Annotated in this window: 24 protein-coding genes; 6 read left to right on the forward strand and 18 right to left on the reverse strand. The window is 70.6% G+C overall.

Going from position 1 to position 22233, the window contains the following annotated elements:
• The first annotated feature begins 2 nt into the window (after positions 1-2).
• The 3 genes from OHA68_RS20360 to OHA68_RS20370 all read left to right on the forward strand — a co-directional run bounded on the left by OHA68_RS20360 (position 3) and on the right by OHA68_RS20370 (position 2860).
• The gene (locus OHA68_RS20360) at positions 3-1043 is read left to right on the forward strand and encodes an iron-containing alcohol dehydrogenase family protein (protein ID WP_327109532.1); all 1041 of its coding nucleotides are present in this window, start codon (positions 3-5) and stop codon (positions 1041-1043) included.
• Positions 1021-1788 (forward strand): CDP-alcohol phosphatidyltransferase family protein, encoded by a 768-nt coding sequence (locus tag OHA68_RS20365; protein ID WP_189138852.1) that lies wholly within the window; start codon positions 1021-1023, stop codon positions 1786-1788. The genes OHA68_RS20360 and OHA68_RS20365 overlap by 23 nt, the downstream gene beginning before the upstream one ends.
• Positions 1789-1975: 187 nt before the next feature.
• On the forward strand, positions 1976-2860 hold the full coding sequence (locus tag OHA68_RS20370) for a glycosyltransferase family 2 protein (protein ID WP_189138851.1): 885 nt from the start codon (positions 1976-1978) through the stop codon (positions 2858-2860).
• Between the two features lie 6 nt (positions 2861-2866).
• Here OHA68_RS20370 and OHA68_RS20375 read toward each other — a convergent pair whose 3' ends face one another.
• The 15 genes from OHA68_RS20375 to OHA68_RS20445 form a co-directional block, all read right to left on the reverse strand.
• Positions 2867-3583 carry an acetoacetate decarboxylase family protein gene (locus OHA68_RS20375; RefSeq protein WP_327109036.1) on the reverse strand — a complete coding sequence of 239 codons (717 nt, stop codon included), beginning with the start codon at positions 3581-3583 and terminating at the stop codon, positions 2867-2869.
• A gap of 54 nt (positions 3584-3637) precedes the next feature.
• A complete protein-coding gene (locus OHA68_RS20380) occupies positions 3638-3931 on the reverse strand; it encodes a gas vesicle protein K (RefSeq protein ID WP_225276983.1) in 294 nt (97 codons plus the stop codon).
• A 2-nt stretch (positions 3932-3933) separates the two neighbouring features.
• On the reverse strand, positions 3934-4164 hold the full coding sequence (locus tag OHA68_RS20385) for a gas vesicle protein (protein ID WP_189138848.1): 231 nt from the start codon (positions 4162-4164) through the stop codon (positions 3934-3936).
• Positions 4161-4976, reverse strand: a complete 816-nt coding sequence (locus tag OHA68_RS20390) for a GvpL/GvpF family gas vesicle protein (protein ID WP_327109037.1) — start codon at positions 4974-4976, stop codon at positions 4161-4163. The genes OHA68_RS20385 and OHA68_RS20390 overlap by 4 nt, the downstream gene beginning before the upstream one ends.
• Positions 4969-5352 carry a gas vesicle protein gene (locus tag OHA68_RS20395; RefSeq protein WP_456094126.1) on the reverse strand — a complete coding sequence of 128 codons (384 nt, stop codon included), beginning with the start codon at positions 5350-5352 and terminating at the stop codon, positions 4969-4971. Before OHA68_RS20395 ends, OHA68_RS20390 begins: the two co-directional genes overlap by 8 nt.
• Positions 5352-5753, reverse strand: coding sequence for a gas vesicle protein GvpO (locus tag OHA68_RS20400; RefSeq protein ID WP_327109038.1), 402 nt, complete (start codon positions 5751-5753; stop codon positions 5352-5354). The genes OHA68_RS20395 and OHA68_RS20400 overlap by 1 nt, the downstream gene beginning before the upstream one ends.
• A gap of 4 nt (positions 5754-5757) precedes the next feature.
• The gene (locus OHA68_RS20405; RefSeq protein ID WP_189138845.1) at positions 5758-6030 is read right to left on the reverse strand and encodes a gas vesicle protein GvpG; all 273 of its coding nucleotides are present in this window, start codon (positions 6028-6030) and stop codon (positions 5758-5760) included.
• A complete protein-coding gene (locus OHA68_RS20410; RefSeq protein ID WP_327109039.1) occupies positions 6027-6830 on the reverse strand; it encodes a GvpL/GvpF family gas vesicle protein in 804 nt (267 codons plus the stop codon). The genes OHA68_RS20405 and OHA68_RS20410 overlap by 4 nt, the downstream gene beginning before the upstream one ends.
• A 1-nt stretch (position 6831) precedes the next feature.
• Positions 6832-7227, reverse strand: a complete 396-nt coding sequence (gvpJ, locus tag OHA68_RS45525; protein WP_327109040.1) for a gas vesicle protein GvpJ — start codon at positions 7225-7227, stop codon at positions 6832-6834.
• A gap of 28 nt (positions 7228-7255) precedes the next feature.
• Positions 7256-8437: an SRPBCC family protein gene (locus OHA68_RS20420; protein WP_327109041.1), complete on the reverse strand. Its 1182-nt coding sequence runs from the start codon at positions 8435-8437 to the stop codon at positions 7256-7258.
• Between the two features lie 5 nt (positions 8438-8442).
• The gene (locus OHA68_RS20425) at positions 8443-8922 is read right to left on the reverse strand and encodes a hypothetical protein (protein ID WP_327109042.1); all 480 of its coding nucleotides are present in this window, start codon (positions 8920-8922) and stop codon (positions 8443-8445) included.
• Positions 8923-9081: 159 nt separating this feature from the next.
• Positions 9082-10047, reverse strand: coding sequence for a glycosyltransferase family protein (locus tag OHA68_RS20430; protein ID WP_327109043.1), 966 nt, complete (start codon positions 10045-10047; stop codon positions 9082-9084).
• 56 nt (positions 10048-10103) lie between these two features.
• Complete coding sequence (locus OHA68_RS20435; protein WP_327109044.1) at positions 10104-11288, reverse strand: acyltransferase family protein; 1185 nt, start codon at positions 11286-11288, stop codon at positions 10104-10106.
• Positions 11289-11461: 173 nt separating this feature from the next.
• The gene (locus OHA68_RS20440) at positions 11462-13087 is read right to left on the reverse strand and encodes an LCP family protein (protein ID WP_327109045.1); all 1626 of its coding nucleotides are present in this window, start codon (positions 13085-13087) and stop codon (positions 11462-11464) included.
• A gap of 145 nt (positions 13088-13232) precedes the next feature.
• A complete protein-coding gene (locus OHA68_RS20445; RefSeq protein ID WP_327109046.1) occupies positions 13233-14795 on the reverse strand; it encodes a hypothetical protein in 1563 nt (520 codons plus the stop codon).
• Between the two features lie 66 nt (positions 14796-14861).
• On the opposite strand from OHA68_RS20445, the gene OHA68_RS20450 reads away from it, so the two are divergent.
• The 3 genes from OHA68_RS20450 to OHA68_RS20460 are packed head-to-tail and all read left to right on the forward strand — an operon-like array spanning position 14862 to position 19060.
• Positions 14862-17009, forward strand: a complete 2148-nt coding sequence (locus OHA68_RS20450) for a hypothetical protein (RefSeq protein ID WP_327109047.1) — start codon at positions 14862-14864, stop codon at positions 17007-17009.
• A gap of 58 nt (positions 17010-17067) precedes the next feature.
• On the forward strand, positions 17068-17997 hold the full coding sequence (locus tag OHA68_RS20455; protein ID WP_327109048.1) for a glycosyltransferase family 2 protein: 930 nt from the start codon (positions 17068-17070) through the stop codon (positions 17995-17997).
• Between the two features lies 1 nt (position 17998).
• Positions 17999-19060 carry a glycosyltransferase family 4 protein gene (locus OHA68_RS20460; protein ID WP_327109049.1) on the forward strand — a complete coding sequence of 354 codons (1062 nt, stop codon included), beginning with the start codon at positions 17999-18001 and terminating at the stop codon, positions 19058-19060.
• Here the strand turns inward: OHA68_RS20460 and OHA68_RS20465 are convergent.
• From OHA68_RS20465 to OHA68_RS20475, 3 genes are all read right to left on the reverse strand, one after another.
• Entirely contained in the window at positions 18961-19920 is a 960-nt protein-coding gene (locus OHA68_RS20465; protein ID WP_327109050.1) for a lysylphosphatidylglycerol synthase domain-containing protein, read from the reverse strand. The two genes, OHA68_RS20460 and OHA68_RS20465, sit on opposite strands and share 100 nt — an antisense overlap.
• Before the next feature lie 108 nt (positions 19921-20028).
• Entirely contained in the window at positions 20029-21099 is a 1071-nt protein-coding gene (locus tag OHA68_RS20470) for a hypothetical protein (RefSeq protein WP_327109051.1), read from the reverse strand.
• Between the two features lie 25 nt (positions 21100-21124).
• Entirely contained in the window at positions 21125-22228 is a 1104-nt protein-coding gene (locus OHA68_RS20475; RefSeq protein WP_327109052.1) for an SPFH domain-containing protein, read from the reverse strand.
• Between the last annotated feature and the right edge of the window lie 5 nt (positions 22229-22233).

Genomic DNA, 22233 nt, shown 5'->3' on the forward strand with positions numbered 1-22233 from the left:
GGATGCTGCCCGCGCCGCTGCACATCGAGGTCAGGCGCGGAGCCGTGGCGCAGCTCGGCGCGCTGCTGGCCGACAGCCGGGTGGCCACGTCCGGCCGGGTCGCGGTGGCCGTCGGCCCCGGCCAGGGCGACCACATCGAGAGCCTGATCGCCCCCACCCTCGGCGAGGCCGAGGTCTTCCGGGTCGCGGACGGGTCGGTCGAGGCCGCCGTCTCGCTCGGCGGCGACCTGCGTAAGGGCGCCTACGAGGTGGTGGTGGGCGTGGGCGGCGGACGCACCATCGACGCGACCAAGTACGGCGCGTCGCTGGCCGGCATCCCGATGGTCGCGGTCGCGACCAACCTGTCCCACGACGGCATCTGCTCGCCGACGGCCTCACTGGTGTACGACGGCGGCAAAGGCACCTTCGGTGTGCCGATGCCGCTGGCGATCCTGGTGGACCTGGACTTCGTGCACAGCGCGCCCCAGGCGCTGGTCCGGTCGGGCGTCGGTGACGTGGTCAGCAACCTGTCGGCCATCCAGGACTGGCACCTGGGCAACCTGGAGCGCGGCGAGCCCATCGACGGGCTCGCCTGCTCGATGGCCCGCACCGCCGCCGAGGCGCTGATCGGCCGCGTCGACTCCGTCGAGTCCGACGATTTCCTGACCGTTCTGGCCGAGTCGTTGATCCTTTCCGGCATGTCCATGGTGATCGCGGGCTCGTCCCGGCCCGCGAGTGGTGGAGACCATGAGATCCTTCATGCCGTGGATCAGCTTTTCCCCGGCACCTCCAACCACGGCGAGCTCGCCGGGATCGGTGCCGCCTTCTGCTTCTTCCTCCGGGAGGACGCCCCCCGGCTGGCGCAGGTCACCGACTGCCTGCGCCGGCACGAGCTGCCCGTCGTCCCCGCCGACATCGGGCTGACCGGCGAGCAGTTCGCGCAGGCCGTCGTGCTGGCCCCCGCCACCCGCCCCGGCCGTTACACGATCCTGGAGCACCTGCGGCTGTCAGAGTCCGAGATTCGCGATCGGGTGGAGGACTATGTCCGGGCCTACGGTCGCTGACCTGCGGCGGGTCGCTCAGCCCGCGGGTCATCTGGAGCGCCGCAACGGCGAGCACTGGGCAGGCGTGCTCTACATGCGCCGGTTGTCCATTTATGTCACCTGGTTGATGTCCAAGACCTCGGTCACGCCCAACCAGCTCACCTGGGTGATGACCGTGGCCGGGGTGCTGGCCGGAGTCGTACTGGCGCTGCCCGGGCTGTGGGCGGCCGTGGGGGCGGCCCTGCTCGTGCAGGTCTACCTGCTGCTGGACTGCTCCGACGGCGAGCTGGCCCGCTGGACGGGCAAGACCTCGCTGACCGGCGTCTACCTCGACCGCGTCGGCGCCTACTTCACCGAGGCCGCGCTGCTGGCCGGGCTGGGCTGGCGGGCCTCGGCCGTGCTGCCCGACTGGTACACCGTGCTGGGCTTCGCGGCCGCGCTCGGCGCCATCCTCATCAAGGCCGAGACCGACCTGGTGGACGTGGCGCGGGCCAAGGGCGGCCTGCCGGCCGCGACGGAGGCGTCCGTCGGGCAGTTCCGTTCGGGGCTGCTGGGGCTGGCCAGGAGGGTCGTGGGGGCCACGAAGTTCCACCGGATCATGCAGCCCATCGAGCTGTCCATGATCGCGCTGGTGACGGCGGTGATCGACCTGGCGACCGGCGACCTGCTGGCCACCCGGGTGCTCGTCGTGGCCTGCGTGGTCGCGGCAGGGCTGCAGACAGTGCTCCATCTCGTCAGCATTTTGGCATCGAGGCGGCTTGTGTGATCTCAAGTCGGAACCGTCCGCGCCCCGCAACCGTCGTATTGATCGGACGTCCACGGTTCGGTGGGGGTTCACTATCGGTTCCGATACGCTTAGCTTCACCCATATCAAGAATCAGGCAGACCAGCAGACTCGGTGATCATGAAAGAATGCTCCGCCCGTGCTCTCGACGCGTCAGGACGATGATTCGTTGAAGATCTCGTGCGTCATCCTCACCATGGGCAACCGGATCGCGGAGCTGGACCGGGCGGTCGAGTCCGCGCTCAATCAGGTCGACGGCGACGTCGAGGTAGTGATCGTCGGAAACGGGGCCGATGTGCCCGAGGTGTCGGCGACGCCGCCCGTAGGCTCGTCGGCGATCGTGAAGACGATCCGGCTTGACCAGAACACCGGCATTCCAGCGGGCCGTAATCGCGGCGTCGAGGAGTGCTCCGGTGACGTGGTGCTGTTCCTCGACGACGACGGCTGGTATGCCAACCACAAGGTCGTGGCCCACGTACGCGATCGTTTCGCGACCGAGCCCGACCTGGCGGTGATCTCCTTCCGGGTGATGGACCCCGACGGCGGCATCGGCCAGCGCCGGCACGTCCCGCGCCTGCGGGCCGGCGACCCCGAGCGGTCCTCGCCGGTCACGACCTTCCTGGGCGGGGCGTCCGCCATCCGGCGCTCGGCCTTCCTCCAGGTGGGCGGGCTGCCCGAGCGGTTCTTCTACGCGCACGAGGAGACCGACCTGGCCTGGCGGCTGCTCGGCGAGGGCTACCGGATCGAGTACGACGCCGAGACCGTCATGTACCACCCGCAGGTGCCGCCGACCCGGCACGCCGAGTTCTACCGGCTCAACGCGCGCAACCGGGTGTGGCTGGCCCGGCGCAATCTGCCGTGGCCGCTGGCGGCGCTCTACCTGCTCGACTGGGTGGTGCTCACGCTGATCCGGGAGCGGCGGTCGGGGGTGGCGCTGAAGGCGTGGTTCACCGGGTTCTTCGAGGGCCTGCGCACACCCGCCGGCGAGCGGCGTCCGATGGCCTGGCGGACCGCCTGGCGCATGGTCAAGCTGGGCCGCCCGCCGATCGTCTGAGGGGCGTCAGCCCTGGGGCTCGGCCTCCCGCAGCGACATGGCGGTGCGCGTCACCGTCGTGGACAGCAGCGGGCGGCTGGGCAGGCCCAACTCGCTGAGCTCCTTGGCGATCGGGTGGTTGCCCAGCCGGATGAGCGCGCCGCTCGGCCGGACGCGGACCCCGCGCGCCTGCACCTTCATGGGGACGCGCCTGGTGACGCCCTCACGGTGGGTGAAGGCGTCGAAGGCGATCAACGGGGTCGGCCCCGGCAGCGGGACACCCGGTTTGACCAGCATGTCCAGCACGAGCCGCCCGTCCTTACGCAGGATGCACCGCTTGTACGGCGAGGCGAGCCGCAGGTCGATGTCCGCCTGCTCCTTGGGAAAGCCCCACAGCGTGCGCCCCGCCTCCATGGTGAAGCGCTGGTCGACCGGCAGCCAGTGGATGAAGGCGGCCGCGTCGCGCAGGTCGCCCGGCCGCGTCCAGCCGGTGGACCCCGGCGGCCTGATCAGGAAGGCCATGCCGAACTCGTGGTAGGCGTCGAGGTCGCCGTCACGGTAGTCGGCGAACAGCAGCACGCACACCGCCTTGCCCGGGAGGATCTCCGCCACGTCCAGCCCCGAATAGGCGATCACCGCCCGCGCCGCGTCGGCCCGCACCGCGTACGCGGCACCGCAGAACGACGCGTCCCGCACCCGGACGGGCATGGCGACCGTCCGTCCCTCGATCAGATGCGGTGCCATGGCTTCAGTACACCAAACGGGAATGGCCCCTGACCACCCTTCCCGAGGCGCGTCTCAGTCCTGGGGCAGGAGCGTTCCAAGCGGCCCCAGATCGAGGTTCAGGTCCGACGGCGACAGGCCGAACCGCTCGCAGAGCTCGTGCATCGCGTCCTCCAGCCGCATCAGGGTCAGGCCCAGCGTCTCCACCTGCTCGTCCGACAGATCCCCCTGCTCCATCCGCCGCACGCACTGGCGCTCCACCAGCTGGCGGATGAGCTCCACCAGGGTGAGCACGAGCCGGGACAGGTCGCGCTCGACCGCCTCGGTGTCGGTCTCGATGCGCAGGCGAGGCGTTCGTGCGTTCTCCATGGTCATCGCCTCTCGGGGAGCTCGAAGGGGCCGTCCTCGGATCGGACGGACATGATCAACGCGCGGATGGAGATGCGGACGAGGTCGATGTCGGCGATGGACAGGATGAGGTCCCCGCTGACGACGACACCGCCGGCGAGCAGCCGGTCCAGCAGGTCGACCAGCGCCACCCGCTCGGACGGCAGCCGCCCCTCCTCGGCCAGCCGCTCGCCGCGCGGCTCGACGTACGTCACCTCGGTGCCTCCGCGTCCAGCTCGGCGAACGAGTAGGGCGCCCACGGGCCGGTGAGCTGCAGGTCCACCCCCGGGCCGCGCAGCCCGTCCAGGGCGGCGGCGAACTCCGCGCTCCGGGGCTCGTCGACCAGGTAGGCGCCGTTCAGGATCATCCAGTCGGAGCGGCCCGACAGCTGCGGGTCCTGGGGCCGGTGCAGGTGGCTCGCGACCGCGAGCGCGGTCAGGGCGTGGTGGATCCGCTGCGCCTGCTCGCTCGCGTCGCGCCAGGCGTCCTCGCGGCTGCGCAGCCCGGCCTGCCGCCGCTTCAAATACGCCGTCCCCGCCCCGGCCGCCGCCGAAGAGCCCGCTCCGCCCGGCCCGCGCGCCGCCGCCCTGTCGGCTGGTTCGCGTGCTGTCGGGGTCGGCTGGTCTTCGGTCGGGTGTACGTACGCCTTCACGCCCCATTCCACTCGGCCGGCGATCTGGGAGAGGACCTGGACGAAATCGTCGTGCCGCTGGTCCAGGAGGCGTCGTACCTGGTCGTCGCCGCTGTAGACGGTGACCAGCCGGATGGGGGCCGTCGGCGTGTGCTCCGCGACCGCCGCCACCACGCGGTGGTGACCGCGGGCGGTCTCGCCCAGCCAGTCCAGGTCCTCCATGGACCGGCGCAGCGGCTCCTCGCCGAACTGGTCCAGCGGAACCTCGCTCACGTAGGCGACGAGCTCCGCCTGGGTGATGGTCCGCACCGGCCGGTCCGCCACCCCCTTCACGTCGAGGTGGGGAACGTCGAGGTCCAGGGTGACCGCGTACAGGTAGGTGCCGGTGTCAGCCACGACGGCCGTACCTTTCGGGCGGCAGTTCCTCGGTCACGTGGCCGCGGATGGGCGGGTGCGGCTCCACTCCGTCTTCGAGTTCGGCGACCCGGTGGCGCAGCCGGCGGTTCTCGTCGAGGAGGTGCCGATCGCGTCCGGTGAGCCAGGGGTCGTGCTCCCACCAGTCGATGCCCATCTCCTTGGCGGTGTCGACCGAGGCGATGATCAGACGGAGTTTGATCGTCAGGAGCTCGATGTCGAGCAGGTTGACCCGGATGTCGCCGGCTATCACCACACCCCGGTCGAGCACCCGCTCGAGAATGTCGCCCAGGTTCGCCTGCTGCCGCTGCCCGGCGGGGGAGTACGGCCGGGCGGGTGACGGTCGCATCGGCTCCATCACGGCCCCTCTCCCATGCCGCCGCTGCCGCGCCGGTAGCGTTTCACCCGCTGGTAGGACAGCAGCTCGCCGCCCGCGTCCAGCTCGGCCTCGTACAGCGCGAGGATGTCGCCGGAGGACGGGATGCGGCGGTCCTCCACCACCTCGACACCCACCAGCCACCCGTCGCCTTCCGGCCGCACCCGTGTGACGCCCTCGGTCTCCCGGGCGGTCAGCTCGGCGATGTGCCGCAGCCCGGCCTGGCCCGCCGTGGCGGCCGTCATAGCGGGCGGGCGGCGTTCTGGGCTCGACCGCCGGGGCTCACCGGTCGGCGGCAGCCGCCGAGGGTCGCCGGTCGGCGGCCGGGCAGGTCGTACGGCGCTCGCTGGTTCGTCCTCGCGCACCCGTTTCCTCGTCGGCACGAGCTCACCTCCCCAAATCCCATGAGTGCGGCTCGCCGGAGTCCATCAGGACGGGCGGCCCGGTCATCCTTCGCAAGATCTCCTCCATGGCCGCCGCCTGCTCCTCCTCGGAGATGAGGCCGGCGTCGGCCGCTTGCTCCAGCTCCTCCAGCTGGCGGCGGACCACCATCGGGTCGCGCATCTGACGCTCGGCCTGCTCCTGGATCAGCTCCCCCAACCGGAGCACGCCCTGCAGCGGCAGCAGCGGCCAGCCGAAGAGCAGCGTGAACAGGTTCATCGCTCGGTCCCCTCCTCTCCCGGGGTCGCGACGAAGTCGTACGGCGCGTGCGGGCCGAGCAGCCGCATCGTGATCCGGCCCTCGGACCGGGCCGCGAACTCGTCGACGACCTCCTCCAGTTCGTCCTCCCGATCCGTCTCGATCAGTACCGCCACCTGCGCGGCGTCATGCTCGTGGGAGGGCGGGCGTTCGACGGTGAGAACGCCGAGCGCCGCCAGATCCTCGGTCAGCGCCTCGGTGTCGGCCTGACGCTTGGCCGCGATCGCCTGCTCCACGAGCTGGCCGAGGTCGATGCGCTCCTGTCTGGTCAGCTCTTCCGGCTGTGTCCGGATCTCCTCGCGCAGCCGGGCGATCTCCGGATTCTCGGCCAGGATCTCGCTGAGCACCGCGCGTTCGACGTAGCGGGCCTTGACCACGTACTCGACCCGCCCCTCCAGCTCGTTGAGCGCCGCGAGGAAGTCGTCATGATGCGGCGCCAGCAGTTCCTCGACCACCCCGTCCGGCGTGGTCATCACCGCCCCGAAGCGGAGCGGGAGCACCGGGACCTCGGCCGCGGTGGCGTCCAGCAGTCGCTCGTGCGCCACGAGGTCGTCGGGGGTGCCGAGCCGGCCGTCCAGCGGCACCTCGCTGACCAGGGCGGCGATCTCGCCGTGCCGGACCAGCCGCACCTCGCCCGGTGGGTCCCCCACCCCGAGCACGTCCTCCGACACCTCCACGTCGGCGGGTACGAGACCGTAGATGTAAGTGCCGGTGCTCCGCTGCTGTACCTCGGCGGCCTCGTGGGTCGTGGCTCCGGCCATGTCAGCCCTCCTCGTGCCGTCGGCGTCGCGCGGACTCCTGAGGCTCCTGATCGCTGTCGAAGTCGTACGGCTGCTCTCCGGCGGCTTCCAGCGCTCCCTGGGCCGGGGCCTCGCCCTTGCCGGAGACCTGGCGCTGTGCCGTTATGTCCTTCATCAGCTCGGGCAGCCCCTCGCCGCTGGACTCCGAGAGGTCCAGCCGGTTCACGGCCTCGGCGAAGCGCAGGTAGGTGTCGACGCTGGCCACCACGATGCGCGCATTGATGGTCAGCAGCTCGATGCCGACGAGTGAGACCCCGACGTAGGCGTCGATGACGAGGCCCTTGTCCAGGATCGTGTCGATGACGTCTGCCAGGCCCGAGGGGGACGCGCCGCCTCTGGCCACTCCGCTCTCGCTCATGATGTCCTTTCGCTGATCAGGCCGGGACTCACGAGCGGCGAGCGCCGGTCCGGCGGCGAACCGGGGGCGTCGGCCGTGCCTCTTCTCTCTCGGCGGCCTGACGCCGCCGGAAGGGACGCCGCGATGGCTTCGGCTCCTCGGCCTTCTCCGGCTCGGGCTCCTCTTCCTCTACGCCCTCTTCCTCTTCGCCCTCGTACTCGGCCTCTTCCTCGGGGGCGCCCTCCTCTTCTTCCTCGCCCTCGTACTCGGCCTCCTCCTCGGGGGCGCCCTCCTCCTCTTCCTCGCCTTCGTACTCGCCTTCCGCCTGCTTCTCCTCCTGCTCCTCGCGCAGCGCGGTCTCGTGGTCCTTGACCACCTCGCTGTCGTGGATCTCGCCGCGCCAGCCGTCCTCGATGACCTCTTCGGGGTGCAGCAGGCACTCCGACATGACGTGCCGGGCGAAGTGCTTGATCTCAAGCCGGGCCCGCCGGCCCTGCGCCCGCCAGATGTTGCCGGTCTTCTCGAACAGGCCCTGCGGGTGGTATTCGAGGACGACGATGACGCGGGTGAGGTCAGGAGTGAGCGCGTGGAAGGTCACCGCGCCGTCGACGTACCCCTTGGCACCCGCCGACCGCCAGACGATCCGCTGGTCGGGGATCTGCTCCATGATCGTCGAGTCCCAGGTCCTGTGTGACCAGAAGACCTGCGCCTTCCAGGTCAGCTTCTCGTCGGCTGCCTGCTCGACGTTCTCGACCTTCTTCATGAAGCTCGGGAAGCTCTGGAACTGGGTCCACTCGTTGTAGACGAGCCGCACCGGCGCGCCGATGTCGATGGTCTCGACGATGTTGGTGACCTTCAGCTTGTCACCTGATTTACCCTTCTTCCCGCCGCCGCCGAATATGCCGGAGACCAGGTTCTTCAGGCCGCCTTTGACGGTGTCCTTGGCCATCCCCGTGACGGCGCTCATTAGAGTGTGCTTGGCCGCCTCCTTGACGCCGGTCAGCGCCGATGGGCCCGCGGAGGCGGACTTGCCGGTGACGGCGCCCAGGAGGTTCGTCCCGCCGTTCTCCGCGTAGTCGGTGAGCCGGCCGGTCATGGACTCGAGCTTCCCGGTCATCGAGCCGAGGCCCCGTTCCGCCAGGGCCAGGGCGAGATTCTGCAGCTCGGCCGTGAGTCGGCCCGTCGGCAACTGCTCCTTGAGCTTTCCGGTCGTCTTCGTCTGTTCAGTCATCGCTGTCACCGCCCCGCTCTGCGTACCGGCGCTGTCGGAGGCCGTTCACGCCTGGTCCTCGGCCGCTCCGGGGGCGCCTCGTCCGTCGGGGGCTCCTCCTCGTACTCGTCCTCGTGCTCGTCCTCGTGCTCCTCTTCGTCCGCTTGGTCGGCGGGTGCCGCGCCGCGCGGCGGGGTCGGCACGCGCAGCGATTCGGCTCGATCGTGCAGTTTCGAGCTGAACGAGTCGATCTGCCTGCTCGTCGCGGCGATGGCCGCCGCCTTGCCGACGTCCATCAACTCGGTACGCAACCGGCTGGTGATCTCCTCCAACTGGGGAGACGCGCCAAGGCTCTTGACGCCTTGCTTCAGCAGCCCGCCGTCACCTTTCCGCAGATCGCGAGTCACTCCCGCCACCACCAGGGCGGTGGCCAAGCGCAGTTTGTGGTGCCGGCCGAGGACATATCCCACGGCTACGGCCAGCGCCAACGCGCCCTTGTTGGCCATGGCGGCGCTCCCTTCCTCTCGGCTTCGCGACTGACGTCCGGCAGCCAGTGCACGGGTGCCCGTGAAGAGGATAGGGAAACAGATACAGGGTGAAAACGGACATTGTTTACGCCCTGCATGTCCGTATTTAGGCCCGAGAAGAACCCCCAGGCCGTGGGCCTAAACGGCCAGCGAGTGGGTGACGACGGGGACGCCCGCCCAGCCCTCCATCCGGGCCACGAACGCCGCCGCGTGGTCCGGCCAGTGGTGGTGGGCCAGCGCGTGGGCGTGGCCGCGCCTGCCGAGGGCGAGCCGCCGCAGCGGGTCCTCCCTGAGGTCCAGTACGGCGTCCAGGATGCCGTGCACGTCCAAGGGCACCGTCAGGCCGCAGCCGGCCTGCTCCACCAGGGGGGCGCCCGGTGCGGTGGTGACGACCGGCAGGCCCCGGCCCATGTAGTCGAGGATCTTCGTCGGCGTCCCGCCGGGCGGCCTCGTCAGCGACAGACCGGCCAGGGCACCCTGGGTCATGCGCAGCGCGTGGCGGTGCGGGACGTGGCCGAACCAGTCCAGCAGGCCCACCCGCTGGGCGTCGCGCAGCAGCGGGCGCACGCCCGGCCCCGCGGCCCCGATCAGGTCCATCCGGATGCCGTACGGGACGAGCCGCTCGGCCAGCCCGATCAGCTCCCGGACGCCGTTGTCGGCCGTCAGCCGCCCGAGGTGGACCACCCGGGTGTCACCGGGAGGGGGAGGTGCGGCGGCCACCTGGGTGGCCTCCGGCATCGTGGCGGGCGTGATGACGTGGTGCCGCCGGAGCGCCCGCGCGCGGCGCCCGCCGGAGACCTCCTCACGCACGTCCCACACCACGGGCGGCCGCCGGTACGGCAGCACGCGCAGCAGGCGATGCTCGTGCGCGATCACCAGGTCGGCGCCCTTGACACCCCGCTTGAGCGCCGTGCGCGCCCGGCCGTAGGCGGCGTCGTAGGGCACGTCGACGGCGGTGAGGCCCGCGGCCGGAGTCACGTTGAAATGGCTGAAGGGCGCGACGTAGGTCACCTCGTGGCCCGCGTCGAGCAGCGCCCGGATCTGCCGGTGCATGATCCGGGCGTCCTCGGGATGGTGGACGATCGTGGCAACGCATACCCGCATGCGTCGATGCTCGGGGGCGACCAGGTCATAGGCGTGAATGCCGGTGAAACTATCGCTTAACTCCTGGATGGCCGGCGATAGAGCCAGACCAGCCGGGGCTCGAGTACCCACTTGAACACCGTGCGCGTCTCCGGCAGGCAGAGCACGATCGCCAGCGCGAAACAGCTGGAGCTGATCGCCAGGACGCCCAGCGGGCCGTGCAGCCACGGGAACTCCAGCCAGCCCTGCTCCTTGGCGATGAGGATCGGGATGCCGTGCAGCAGATAGCAGTAGAGCGTGCGGGTGCCGAGGTCGGAGTACCACGTCTCGTGCCGGGGGACCAGCGCCAGCACCGCGATGCACAGCGCCAGCGAGCAGATCAACAATCCGATCCGCAGGCCCAGGCCCATGTACCAGGACAGGTCCATGTCCTGGTAGCTGTTCTTGAAGTAGAACGGCCCCAGCGGGGCCCGCGGCGCGATGAGGATGGCCACCGCGGCCGCGGCGAGCACCGTGACCACCGACACGATCTTGATCCACCGGCGGTTGAGCATCTCGAAGTGCTCCGGCTGCATGACCAGCCCGATCACGAAGAACGGCAGCAGGCCGAAGAACCGGTCCATGCTGAAGTCACCCGAGATCTGGGAGAACCCGGCGAACAGGTAGATCGCGATGGCCACCGGCACGGGGTATTTCATCCGCTTCCACACCGGTGTGGACAGCCGCCAGAACAGCAGGGCCAGCAGATACCAGTTGAGCCAGGCCGGATCGATGATCGTCAGGCTCCACTTCTGACCCAGCGAGAAGCGCAGCGCGGCGTAGCCCACCTCGACGATCACGTACGGCACGAGGAAGGTGTCGACCAGCTTGTTGGTCTTCGCGTTGGAGTTCCAGAAGTTTCTGGACAGATAGCCACTGATGATCACGAACAGTGGCATGTGGAAGGTGTAGATGAAGATGTAGAGCGATCTGGCGGAGTCCGCGCTGAGCGTCGGCACCAGCGCGTGACCCACGGGGACCAGCGCGATCAGGATGAACTTGACGTTGTCGAGATAGGGATCGCGCTTGCGCTTGGGCCGCTCGGGCTCGGGTGCCGGCTCCGGCTCGCCCTGCTTGGCGCCCTCGGGCAACGTGCCGTGCGGGTCGGTGCGCTCGCTCCAGAAGGCTTCTTCCGGCAGCGGCCACTTGGCGCCTGTGCTGGCCGGGCCCGCACTCTCGTCGCTCGAAGGAGTGACCGGGGGAGAGTGCTTCGTCTCAGACACAGGAGAATCGCTCAGCTTCGCTCGGGGCCGGGGAACGCGAAACGGCATGCCCAGCGTCGCCCTTGACGGCGCAAGGCGAGCCGCGTCGCCGACCCGCATAACGATATCCCGGCTTCAGAGCCCTGTCTCTCGACCGGAGGGGAATCCCTTGCTTACACAGAGAACTTGGAGGGTCATACGCAGACGCTCTTCTGCTCCGAGGCGGTGATCGTGGACTGTTCGACGCTGTCGGGGAGCTTGGTCACCTTGATCGCCTTGAAGTCGGCTCCGACGATGAGCTGAACGACCGGCGCCTTCTTCTTCGCCGTGCTGGTCTGGACCGTCGTGGCCGCGGCATAGGGCTCGCTGGTGGCGGCCCTGACCTTGCCCGCCTTGGGGTCCGGCTTCGGCGTCACCTGACCGGCCAGCACGCCCGCGTAGTCGGTGCCGGTGGCGGCCGTCTTCGGGTAGCGGATCTCGGTGGCGGCCAGGCTCTGGCCGTCGGCGGTCTGGAAGTTGCCGAGCTCGACGACCTTGAAGCCCTGCTTGGTGAGCAGGTCGGCCACCTCGCGGGCCTTACCCGGTGTGGTGGTGCCGTTGAGCACCTGGACCTGCACCTGGTCCGGCTTGATGGTGACCTTGGGCTTGGTGCTCGACGAGGGCGATTCCTTCGGCAGTTCGGTGTCGTTGATGATCGAGTTGAACAGCTCGCCGGCATCCGGCTGCTTCCAGACCACGCGGTTCTTGTCCTCGGGATCGGGGATCCAGGGGATGGTGGTGAACTTGACGCCACCCGCGGTCAGCGACTTGGCGCTGGTGGCGATCTCGATGAGCCGCTCGGGGTCGTTGGCCAGTTCCGGGTCCATGGTCACCGAACTGGCCGCGGCCTTGATGAAGCCGGTGAGCTTGCTCGGGTCGGTGAGCAGGTCACCGCTGGTGGCCTTGGCGACCACCTTGCTGAGGAAGTTCTGCTGGCGCTTGATGCGCTGGATGTCGCTGCCGTCGCCGTAGTCGCGCAGCCGTACGTAGCCCAGGGCCTTCTCGCCGTTGAGCCTGCTCCTGCCGGCGGGCAGCACCAGCTTGGCCTTCTTGCTGTTGACGCCGGACTTGAGGCAGATCTCGATGCCGCCGAGCGCGTCGACGATGTTCTTGAAGCCGCTGAAGTCCACCTCGACGAAGTGGTTGATGCGGATGCCGGTGAGCGTCTCGAGCGTCGAGATCGTGCAGGCGATGCCACCCGTGCTGTAGGCGGAGTTGATCATCGCTCGCTGGGGCGGCATCTCCTGCTTGGTCGCCTCGTTCTTGCACTTGGGGATCTGCACCATCGAGTCACGGGGGAAGCTGATCAGCCGTGCCTTGTCGCGGTTGGGCGACAGGTGCATGAGGATCATCGTGTCGGTGCGCTTGCCGCCGGCGTCGGCGGTCCTGGCGAGCTTCTGGCCGTACTGCGCGTTGCCCTCACCCGCGCGGGTGTCGGAGCCGACGAGCAGGACGTTCAGCGCGCCCTTGTCCTCGGGGCGGGGGGTGATGATGTCGGCTTTGACGCTCTTCTGGTTGATGTGGCCAAAAGCGTCGCGGTAGACCGTGTAGCCGGTGAGGGATCCGACGACCATGACAGAGGTGGCGGCGATGCTGACCCAGGCGAGCACCCGCATCTTGCCGCCGCCGCCGTTGTCGCCCTTGACCTGGCGGCCCCGCGAAGGCGGCCCCTGGGGTCCCTGCGGCGGTGCGGCCGCTGCCTGCCTGCGGGCCATCCGGCTGCCGGGCTGTGGCGGGGCGACGTGGCGCGGTTCAGTGGACGCGCTTCTGTAGTCGCTCATGCGCCCCCTAGCCTCGTTCGCTACGCTCCACGCGCCGGCTTGGCCGTACTGCGCCAAGAGACTAGGTCACGTACGGTGTACCCGTCGCCGTGACCGATGCAATCGACCGTGACTCTGGCGTGATGTCGGACGGCCCAAAGCATACTCAGAGTCGGACATTTCGTGTGATACCAATGAGAAAGTTTTTACGCTTTCCGCAGGCCAGCGCCGCCGCCAGGAAGGCCAGCGGCACGGCCGGCAGCACATAGCGGTAGTCGAACTCCGCCGCCGCCGCCGGGGTGACCAACAGCACAACGGCGGTCGTCCACGGCAACAGCCACGGGGCGGGACCGGGCCGGCCGGCCGGGTCCACGGCCCGCCGCCTGCCCCGGGGAGTCCACCGCCTGCCGTACACGACGCGACCGGCCGCCAGCGCCGGCGGGACGAGCAGGACGGCGAGCAGCACCGTGCCGGGCAGCCGCGCCACGTCCTGATAGGCCCGCAGCCACCCCGCGTACGGCTCGACGACGGTGGTGCCGATCGCGCCGCGCTCGTAACGCTGCGAATAGTCGACGCCGAGCTGCGCCGCGTAGCGCCCCGGCGGCCCCGGCGGGGTCACCGGGAACTGGTAGTAGTCGTAGATCTCCTGATCGGGATAGACCGGGCGGCCCCACACGAACGACCGCCCCAGCTCCGACAGCACCGAGCCGGCGTAGTCCAGCGGCTGCGTACGGATCGCCAGCGCGGCGAACCTCCCCGCCAGGTCGTCGGTCTCCCGCGTGAAGGTGATGCCGGGCAGCGCCACCAGCGGCGCGTCCTTGGCCCAGATGTACTCCTGGGAGGGCGGCCGCTGCCCGGGCGGCCGGGGGTCGCACAGCACCCGCAGGTCGGGCGGCGGATCCATCCGGGCGCAGTCCGCGAACGACATCGTCCGGGCGTACAGGAAGACGCCGTTCGCGCCGATGATGCCGACGCGCTCGTAGGTGGCGTAGAACCAGGCGCCGTAGGCGACCACCGGCACCAGCGCCGCCGCGAGCAGCACCCCGGCGGGCCGGAGCTGCCTGCGCAGCACGAACCACGCCGCCAGGAGCAGGATCAGCGGCTGGCCGACGGTCCTGGTGAGCGTGGCGGCGGCCAGCAGCAGGCCGATCGTGACGAGCTTCGGCCGCTTCGCCAGGCAGAGCGCCACGGCCAGCACGATCAGGAACATGAACAGCGTGTCGGAGACCAGCAGGTGCTCCAGCTGCACCTGGTAGGCGTCCAGCAGCACGGGCGTCGCGGCCAGCGTCGCCCACCGGCGCCGCGCCCCCCGGAGCACCGCCCAGTAGACCAGCGCCGCGGTGGCCAGCCCCAGCAGATGCTGGACGACGGCGACCATGCCGAAGGCGTGGAACGGCTCCAGCAGCTTGAGGAACATCGAGTAACCGGCGGGCCGCACCAGGTCGGGGCGCGGGTGGAAGACGGTGACGATGTAGGTGTAGGTGTCGGGGAACCACAGCGCCGGGCGATAACCCAGCAGCGCGATGACCCGCAGCGCCGCGCCCACCGCCAGCACCCCCAGGAACCAGCCATGCCGGCGCACGAAAGCCCCGGCGCTGACCCTCTCCCGGACGCCCGCGACCCCGCCGACCGGCTCACCCGCATGACCACTCGCCGGTACGTCGTCCGCTGCGGTGGGCGTGTCGCCTGTGCGACCGCTTACTTGGACGTCCTCCGGCTCAATGGGCACGGGGCGTAACCTACCGGGCTTCGACCAGGTCACCGTCATCGTGAGGTTGGATACGCTCGATCACCGATGGAACTCGCCCGGTTGCACCCAACGCGCAGGCCGACGGCGGGCCGGGTGCTCGCCGTGCTCACGGCGCTGCCCGCGGCCGCCGTGGCCGGCTGGCTGCTGGCCGGGCTGCCGCTGCTCCTGCTGGGCGTCTACCGGCCGCTTCCGGCGTTCCTGATCGGGCTGCCCGTCGTCGCGCTGCTCTGCTGGACGGTGGCCCGCCACACGGGCGCCACCACCTCAAGCGCCGACCCGGGCGCTGCCCTGGGCGCTGTCCAGGCCACTGGCCGGCAGGTCGCCGGGGTGGTCGCCGTCGCGGTCGGGTCGGGCGTGTTCAACGCCGTCATGCACAGCGAGCAGCTCGCCGTCAGGCGCGACCCCGGCACCTACGCGCAGTACGCCATCTGGCTGGCCGAGCACGGCTCGCTGCCGATCCCGTCGGGTGCGGAGGCGTTCGGCGGGCCCGACCCTGGGCTGATCTTCGACAGCGTGGGGTTCTACGGGGTAGACGGGGTGGTGGTGCCGCAGTTCATGCCCGGCGCGCCGATGCTGTTCGCCGTCGGCGAGTGGCTCGGCGGCCTGCTCGTGACGCCGGCCGTGCTTGGCGCCCTGGCCGTGCTGGCCTTCGCCGGGCTGGTGGCTCGCCTGGCCGGCGCGAGCTGGGCGACTCCGGCCGCGCTGGCGTTCGCGGCCTGTATGCCGGTCCTCTACACCTCGCGTACGACGTTCAGCGAGATCCCGTCGATGATCCTGCTGTTCGGCGGCCTGACGCTGATCCACGACGCTCTGCACCGAGACCCGCCGCCCGGCCACGCACGGGCTGGGGGCGTACAGGATGGTGGGTCTGGACAGGGGCCAGGGCGCTGGAGGCTGTCGTGGGCGCGGTGGCTGGAGATGGCGCTGGCCGGGCTGGTGTTCGGGCTGTGCGTGCTGGTCAGGGTGGACGGGCTGCGGGACGTACTGCCCGCGCTGGCGTTCGCCGGATTGCTGATCGCGTCGGGCAGGCTGGCCCGGTCCCGCGCTCGGGCCGCGCGCCCGCCGCGGGGGGGAGGGTTGCTGGTCGGGGTGGTTGCCGGGGTGGGGCTCGGGTTGCTGGCCGCTCAGCTGCTGGCTCGCCCGTACCTGGAGTACCTGTCCCGGTCGGTGGAGCCGCTGCTGCTGATCTGCGCCGCCGTGCTGCTGCTCACGCTCGCCGGTACGGTCGCCGCGCCGCTGCTGGCCCGCGTCCCGCTGCCGCGCCGGTTGCCCGAGGCGGGCGCCGTCCTGGTGGTGCTGGTGATGGCGGGGCTCGCCGTACGGCCGTGGCTGCAGACCGTCCACCGGGATCCCGCCACGCCGGAGGACTGGCGTACCCACACCTTCATCGAGCAGATCCAGAAGGCCAACGGCCTGCCGATGGACGGCACCCGCCTCTACTTCGAGAACTCGCTGCACTGGGTGACCTGGTACATCGGCGTCCCCGCCGTCGTCCTCGCCACCCTGGCCGCGGCCCTGCTGGTGCGCCGCCTGCTGACGGGCGGCTCGCCCGAGTGGCTGCTGCCGCTGGCGGTCATCGGCTGGACGACGGTCACCACGCTGCTTCGCCCGGAGATCACCCCGGACCACCCCTGGGCCGCCCGCCGCCTGGTGCCGATCGTGCTCCCCGGCCTGATCCTGCTGGCCGTCCGGGGAGCCGGGTGGCTGCGCGAGCGGGGGCGCGGCAGGCGGTTCGAGCGCTGGATCGCCCCCGTGTGCGCGCTGCTCCTGCTGGCGCCGCCGATCGTGACCTCGATCGGCACCGCGTTCACCCCGATCGAGCGGGGTGAGGCGGCGGCGGTGGCGGCGTTGTGCGCGCGGATCCCGCCGGACGCCGCCGTGTTGATCATGGAGCGGGTCACGGCGGACCGGTTCACCCAGGTGGTGCGCGGCAGGTGCGGCGTCCCGGTCGCGAAGGTCCGCCTGGCCACCGCGGACACCGCTTCCCAACGAGAGGTGCGCCGTCAGATCGAGCGGGTGCGGGCGGCGGGCCGGACCCCCGTGGTGCTCGGCGCCGAGCGCGGCCAGGTCGCGCCGTACGGTACGCCGTCGCAGGTCATGGGCCTGGTGACGCGCCAGGACGAGCGCTCGCTGACCGAGCGGCCCAACGGCACCTGGTCGCTGCGGATCAACGTGTGGATGGCCGTGGCCTGACCGCGCGGCGGGCCGATGTGCACTCGGGTCCTGTCCGGGCAGAGTACTCTCAACGCACGTGAGCACGCTTGAGACCCCCCAGAGTGGATCCGCTGTGGAAGAAGCGCCGTACGTCACCATCGTCCTGCCGTGTTACAACGAGCAAGATCATGTCATCGACGAGGTCGAGCGCATCACCAAGGCCATGGACTCCAGCGGCTACACCTATGAGCTGGTCGCGGTGGACGACTGCTCCACCGACCAGACGCTGGCCAGGCTGCAGGAGGCCGCGGCCGACTATCCGCATCTGCGCATCCGCGCCTTCCACCGCAACGGCGGCTCCGGCACCGTGCGCAGGATCGGCACGCAGGAGGCCAGGGGCGAGATCGTCGTCTGGACCGACGCGGACATGACCTACCCCAACGAGCGCATCCCCGAGCTGGTGCAGATCCTGGAGAAGGATCCGACGGTCGACCAGGTGGTCGGCGCGCGCACCTCCGAGGAGGGCTCGCACAAGCTGCTGCGGGTCCCGGCCAAGTGGGTGATCCGCAAGGTGGCGGAGAAGCTCGCCGGGCAGAAGATCCCCGACCTCAACTCGGGGCTGCGGGCCTTCCGCAAGTCGGTGGCCAGGCCCTACCTGCGGCTGCTGCCGCCCGGGTTCTCCTGCGTCACGACGATCACGCTGTCGTTCCTGTCCAACCAGCATGACGTCTACTACCTGCCGATCGGCTACGCCAAGCGGGCGGGCAAGTCGAAGTTCAGCTTCGTGTCCGACGCCTACCGCTACATCCTGCAGGTGCTGCGGATGATCATGTACTTCAACCCGCTCAAGGTGCTCATGCCGCCGGCCCTCTGGCTGGTGACGATCGGGCTGGTCAAGGGCGTGTGGGACATGATCCAGCACCCCTTCTACTTCCCGGCCAACACCGTCATGATCTTTCTTTCGGGCATGCTCATCGGCTCGGTGGCGCTGCTCGCCGACCTGATCGTGCGGTCGCGGGGCGAGTAGCGTGCGGATCGCGATCGTCGGCCCCACCTATCCGTACAAAGGGGGCGGGGCGCAGCACACCACCGAGCTGGCGCACCGGCTCGCGGCGCTCGGCCACGACGTGGTGATCGAGTCGTGGAAGGCGCAATATCCGTCGTTCCTCTACCCGGGGCAGCAGACGATCGACGCGCCCGAGGGCACCCCCTACCCGAGGACCGAGCGCGTGCTCGACTGGCGCCGGCCCGACGGGTGGGTGGCCGCCGGGCGACGGCTGCGCACGGCCGACCTGGTGATCCTGGCCGTCCTCAGCCCCGTGCAGGTCCCCGCTTACATGGGGATTCTGTACGGCACAGGCCGCAAGGTCAGGACCGTTGCCCTCTGCCACAACGTGCTGCCGCACGAGCGTAAGCTGTACGACCGGCCGTTGATGAAGGCGCTGCTCAAGCGTGTCGGCGGGGTGCTGACCCACTCCGGCCAGCAGGCGGAGCTGGCCAGGGAGCTGACCGGCGGGCCGGTGAGCGTGGCGCCGCTGCCGCCGCACCTGCCGTCCACCCACGCGGGACGCTCCGACGAGGTGCATCGGCGGCTGCTGTTCTTCGGCATGGTCCGGCCGTACAAGGGGCTTGACGTGCTGCTTCGGGCGCTGCCCGACGGGGTCGGGCTGACCGTGGCGGGGGAGTTCTGGGGTGGGCTGGACGCCACCAGGGAGCTCATCGGCGAGCTCGGCCTCGGTGACCGGGTGGATCTGCGGCCCGGCTACGTGGCGGCCGACGACGTGCCCAAGCTGTTCGCCGAGGCCGACGCGCTCGTCCTGCCCTACCGCAACGCCACCGCCAGCCAGAACGTGTGGCTCGGCCACGAGCACGGCGTGCCGGTGATCGCCACCCGCGTCGGCGCGCTCGCCGACCATGTCGTCGACGGCGTCGACGGCCTGCTGGTGGAGCCGGACGACGTGGCCGCGCTCCGGCGGACGATCGAGCGGTTCTACGCCTCCGGCGAGCCGGAGAGGTTGCGGTCGGGGGTCAAGGCGGTCGACCCCGCGCCGTTCTGGTCGGCGTACACGACCACGCTGCTGGACGCCTGACGCCCCAGCAGCATCGCCAGCCCGGCGGCCGCCGCGTCGGCCAGCGTGAACGCCAGCCGCGACAGCACCGCGACCGCGAAGGCCGGGCCGGCGGTGATGATCGGCGCGAGCACCAGCACCAGCGCGCCCTCCCGCACCCCCACCCCGGCGGGGACCACGAAGGTGAGCAGCCCGGTCGCCCAGGCGAACGCGTAGGCGCCGGTCGCGATCACGTACAGGTCCCACCGGCCCACGAGCATGGTGGTGTGCAGGCCGTACACGAGCCAGCCGAGCGACGTCCAGGCCACCGCGACCAGCACCGTGCGGCCCGGCAGCACGCTGTCGAGCGTCGGTCTGCGCGCCAGCCGCAGCGCCAGGTTGAGACCCCAGGTGAGCACCTTGGGGTGCAGGCAGACGGCGATCACCGGCAGGAGCAACAGCAGGTACCACGCCTGCCGGACGACCTCCTGCGTCGCCAGGGTCGCGGCGGCGACCGCGAGGCCGACCCCGAGGTTGATCACCAGCGCCAGCGAGATGCACGCGAACGTCCTGCGCGGCGGGCTGCCGTGGTCGCGGCCGAGGTCCATCATCGCGGCGTACGCCCAGACGGCGCCCGGGATGTACTTGCCGAGCTGGCCCACGAACATGATCCGGCCCGTCACGCGTACCGGCAGCGGCGACCCCAGCCCGGCGAGGACCGCGCGCCAGGCCAGCAGCATGCAGAACTGGCCGAGCAGCACCGCGACGAACGCGCCGAGCACCGCCCACGGCGAGGTCTGCGCCACCGCCGCCCGCGTGTCGTCCCAGTTGCGGGCCAGGGCGTAGCCCAGGAAACCCAGCGCGACCAGGGCGAGGACGACGCGCAGCAGGCGGCGGATCATCCGGCAAGAGTACGCGCGCCGCCCGACCGTGGCCAGGCGAGGTACGCGTGTCGCCTGACCGTCGCCAGGCGCGTGGCCCAGGCGCGGCGCGCGTGCCGCCTGCGGTCGCTAGCCGCGCTGTCCCAGGTAGAGCAGGACGAGGGCCGCGACGACGGCCACCGCCGCGAGCACCGCGAGGGTGATCTTGACGGTGCTGTACGGCCGGTCGCCCTGCACCTCGCCGCCCACCCCGTTGATCATGATCTGGTACGGCCGGCCGCCGTACAGGTAGGAGCCGATCCACACCGGCAGCAGCACCAGCTTGAACGTGACCCCCGAATAGCCGGTGCGCACCTCGTGCAGGCGCTGCGTGTCACCGCCGATGTGCCGCTTGCAGTCGTCCTCGATGACCTTCGCCATCTTGGCCTTGGCCTGCTCAAGCCCGCTGTCCGGCTCGGTGTCGTAGCGCAGGCTGTGGTGCCCGGACAGGTAGCCGGGCTCGAACGGCACCACCCGCTCCAGCGCCCACGGTTCGAGCGCGTCCAGCCGCTCCCTCGGCAGCTTGCCGGTGGCCGCCACCAGCACGTCGTCGAAGTGGCGCGACACCCGGCCCGAGGCCGAGTACCAGCGGGTCCTGCGCACCTGGCGGGTCTTGGTCTGGCCGTTCGAGGTGTAGGTCTCGGTGACGTAGTAGTGCTCGCCGCGCTGGCCGCTGTAGTCGGAGACGGTGCCCGCGTCGAACGTCCAGTGCGGCAGGTAGGTGCTCTTCATGGACTCCGCCTCGCTGACCTTCTTGAGGCGGTTCGGGGCGAACCAGCGGGTACGGGTCCAGCCGCGCATCGCGTCGCGGGCGGCGCGCCGGTCGAGCGCGAACGGCAGCACCGCCTCGGGCGCGACCTGGGCGCCCTTGGAGGTGTCGGCGACCAGCGCGGTGGCGCAGAACTGGCAGTTCGTGGAGAGGGCGTCGCTCTCCGTACGGGCTCCGCAGCCAGGGCAGGAGAACCGGTGCGCGGCCACCTCGCCGGCCCGGGGCTGGGCCAGGAAGGCGTCGAAGGAGTGCTCGCGCACCTGCCGGGCCGGGGCGGCGATCGGCTGCTCGTGGCCGCAGTAGGGGCAGCGCAGGACCGCCGTGCCGGGGGCGTACCGCACGCTCGCGCCGCAGCCGCCGCACGGATGCGTGGTGGGGGTGATCGAAGTCAACGACGGTCCTTCTGGATGCGAGGGGTCAGGCGCCGGGGAGGGGCGGCGGGGTGTTGTGGAGGAGGGCGGCGAGTTCGGGGACGTCCTTGGCGGCCGTCCACTGGCCCATGCCCGCCTTCCACACCAGCGCGTCCGGGGTGAGCCCGGCGGCGGCCAGGCCCGGCCCGTCGAACGGGCCGCGCCGCTCGCCGCCCACGCCGAGGTACCACTGGTCCTGCCGGGGGAGCGGCGGCGGCTCCTGCGGCGCGGCCGGAGGGGCGGCTTGAGGGGCGGGCTGTGGAGTGGGCTGGGGGGACAGCGCGGCGGCCATCTGCTGTCCCGCCGCGATGCCCAGGCCGAGCCCCATGCCCTCGCCCGCGCCGCCCGCGTTGTCCAGCGCGTTGGCCGCCTGGAACCGGGTGTACTGGCCGAGATCGCCGACCAGTCCCATCTGTGTGCGCTTGTCGAGCGCCTGCTCCACCTCCGGCGGCAGGGAGATGTTCTCGAAGGAGAAGGTGGGGATGGCCAGGCCCACCTCGACGAGGTCGGCGGTGAGCGTCTCGGCGAGCTGCAGCCCCATCGAGTGCTGGTTGGCGGCCAGATCGAGCACCGGCACCCCCGAAGCGCCGAGCGCGCCCGCCAGCCTGCTCACGATCATCTGGCGCAGGTAGCCCTCGACCTCGTCGGTGCGGAACTGGCCGTCGGTGCCCGCCAACTCGCGCAGCAGCTTGCCGGCGTCGGTGACCCTGGCCGAGTAGGCGCCGAACGCCCGCAGCCGCACCGGCCCGAACTCCGGGTCGCGCAGCATGATCGGGTTCTGGGTGCCCCACTTGAAGTCGGTGAACTGCCGGGTGCTGACGAAGTACACCTCGGCCTTGAACGGCGAGTCGAAGCCGTACTTCCAGCCCTTGAGCGTCGACAGGATCGGCAGGTTGCGGGTTTGGAGGGTGTGCGTGCCGGGCGGGAAGACGTCGGCGATCCGGCCCTCGTTGACGAAGACGGCGGTCTGCGACTCGCGCACGACGAGCTTGGCGCCCATCTTGATCTCGTTGTCGTGCCGGGGGAAGCGCCAGACCATGGTGTCGCGGCTGTCGTCCAGCCATTCGACGATGTCGATGAACTCGCCACGGATGCGGTCGAAAAATGCCATGCTGC

This window comes from Nonomuraea glycinis, assembly GCF_035920485.1.
Lineage (GTDB): Bacteria > Actinomycetota > Actinomycetes > Streptosporangiales > Streptosporangiaceae > Nonomuraea > Nonomuraea glycinis.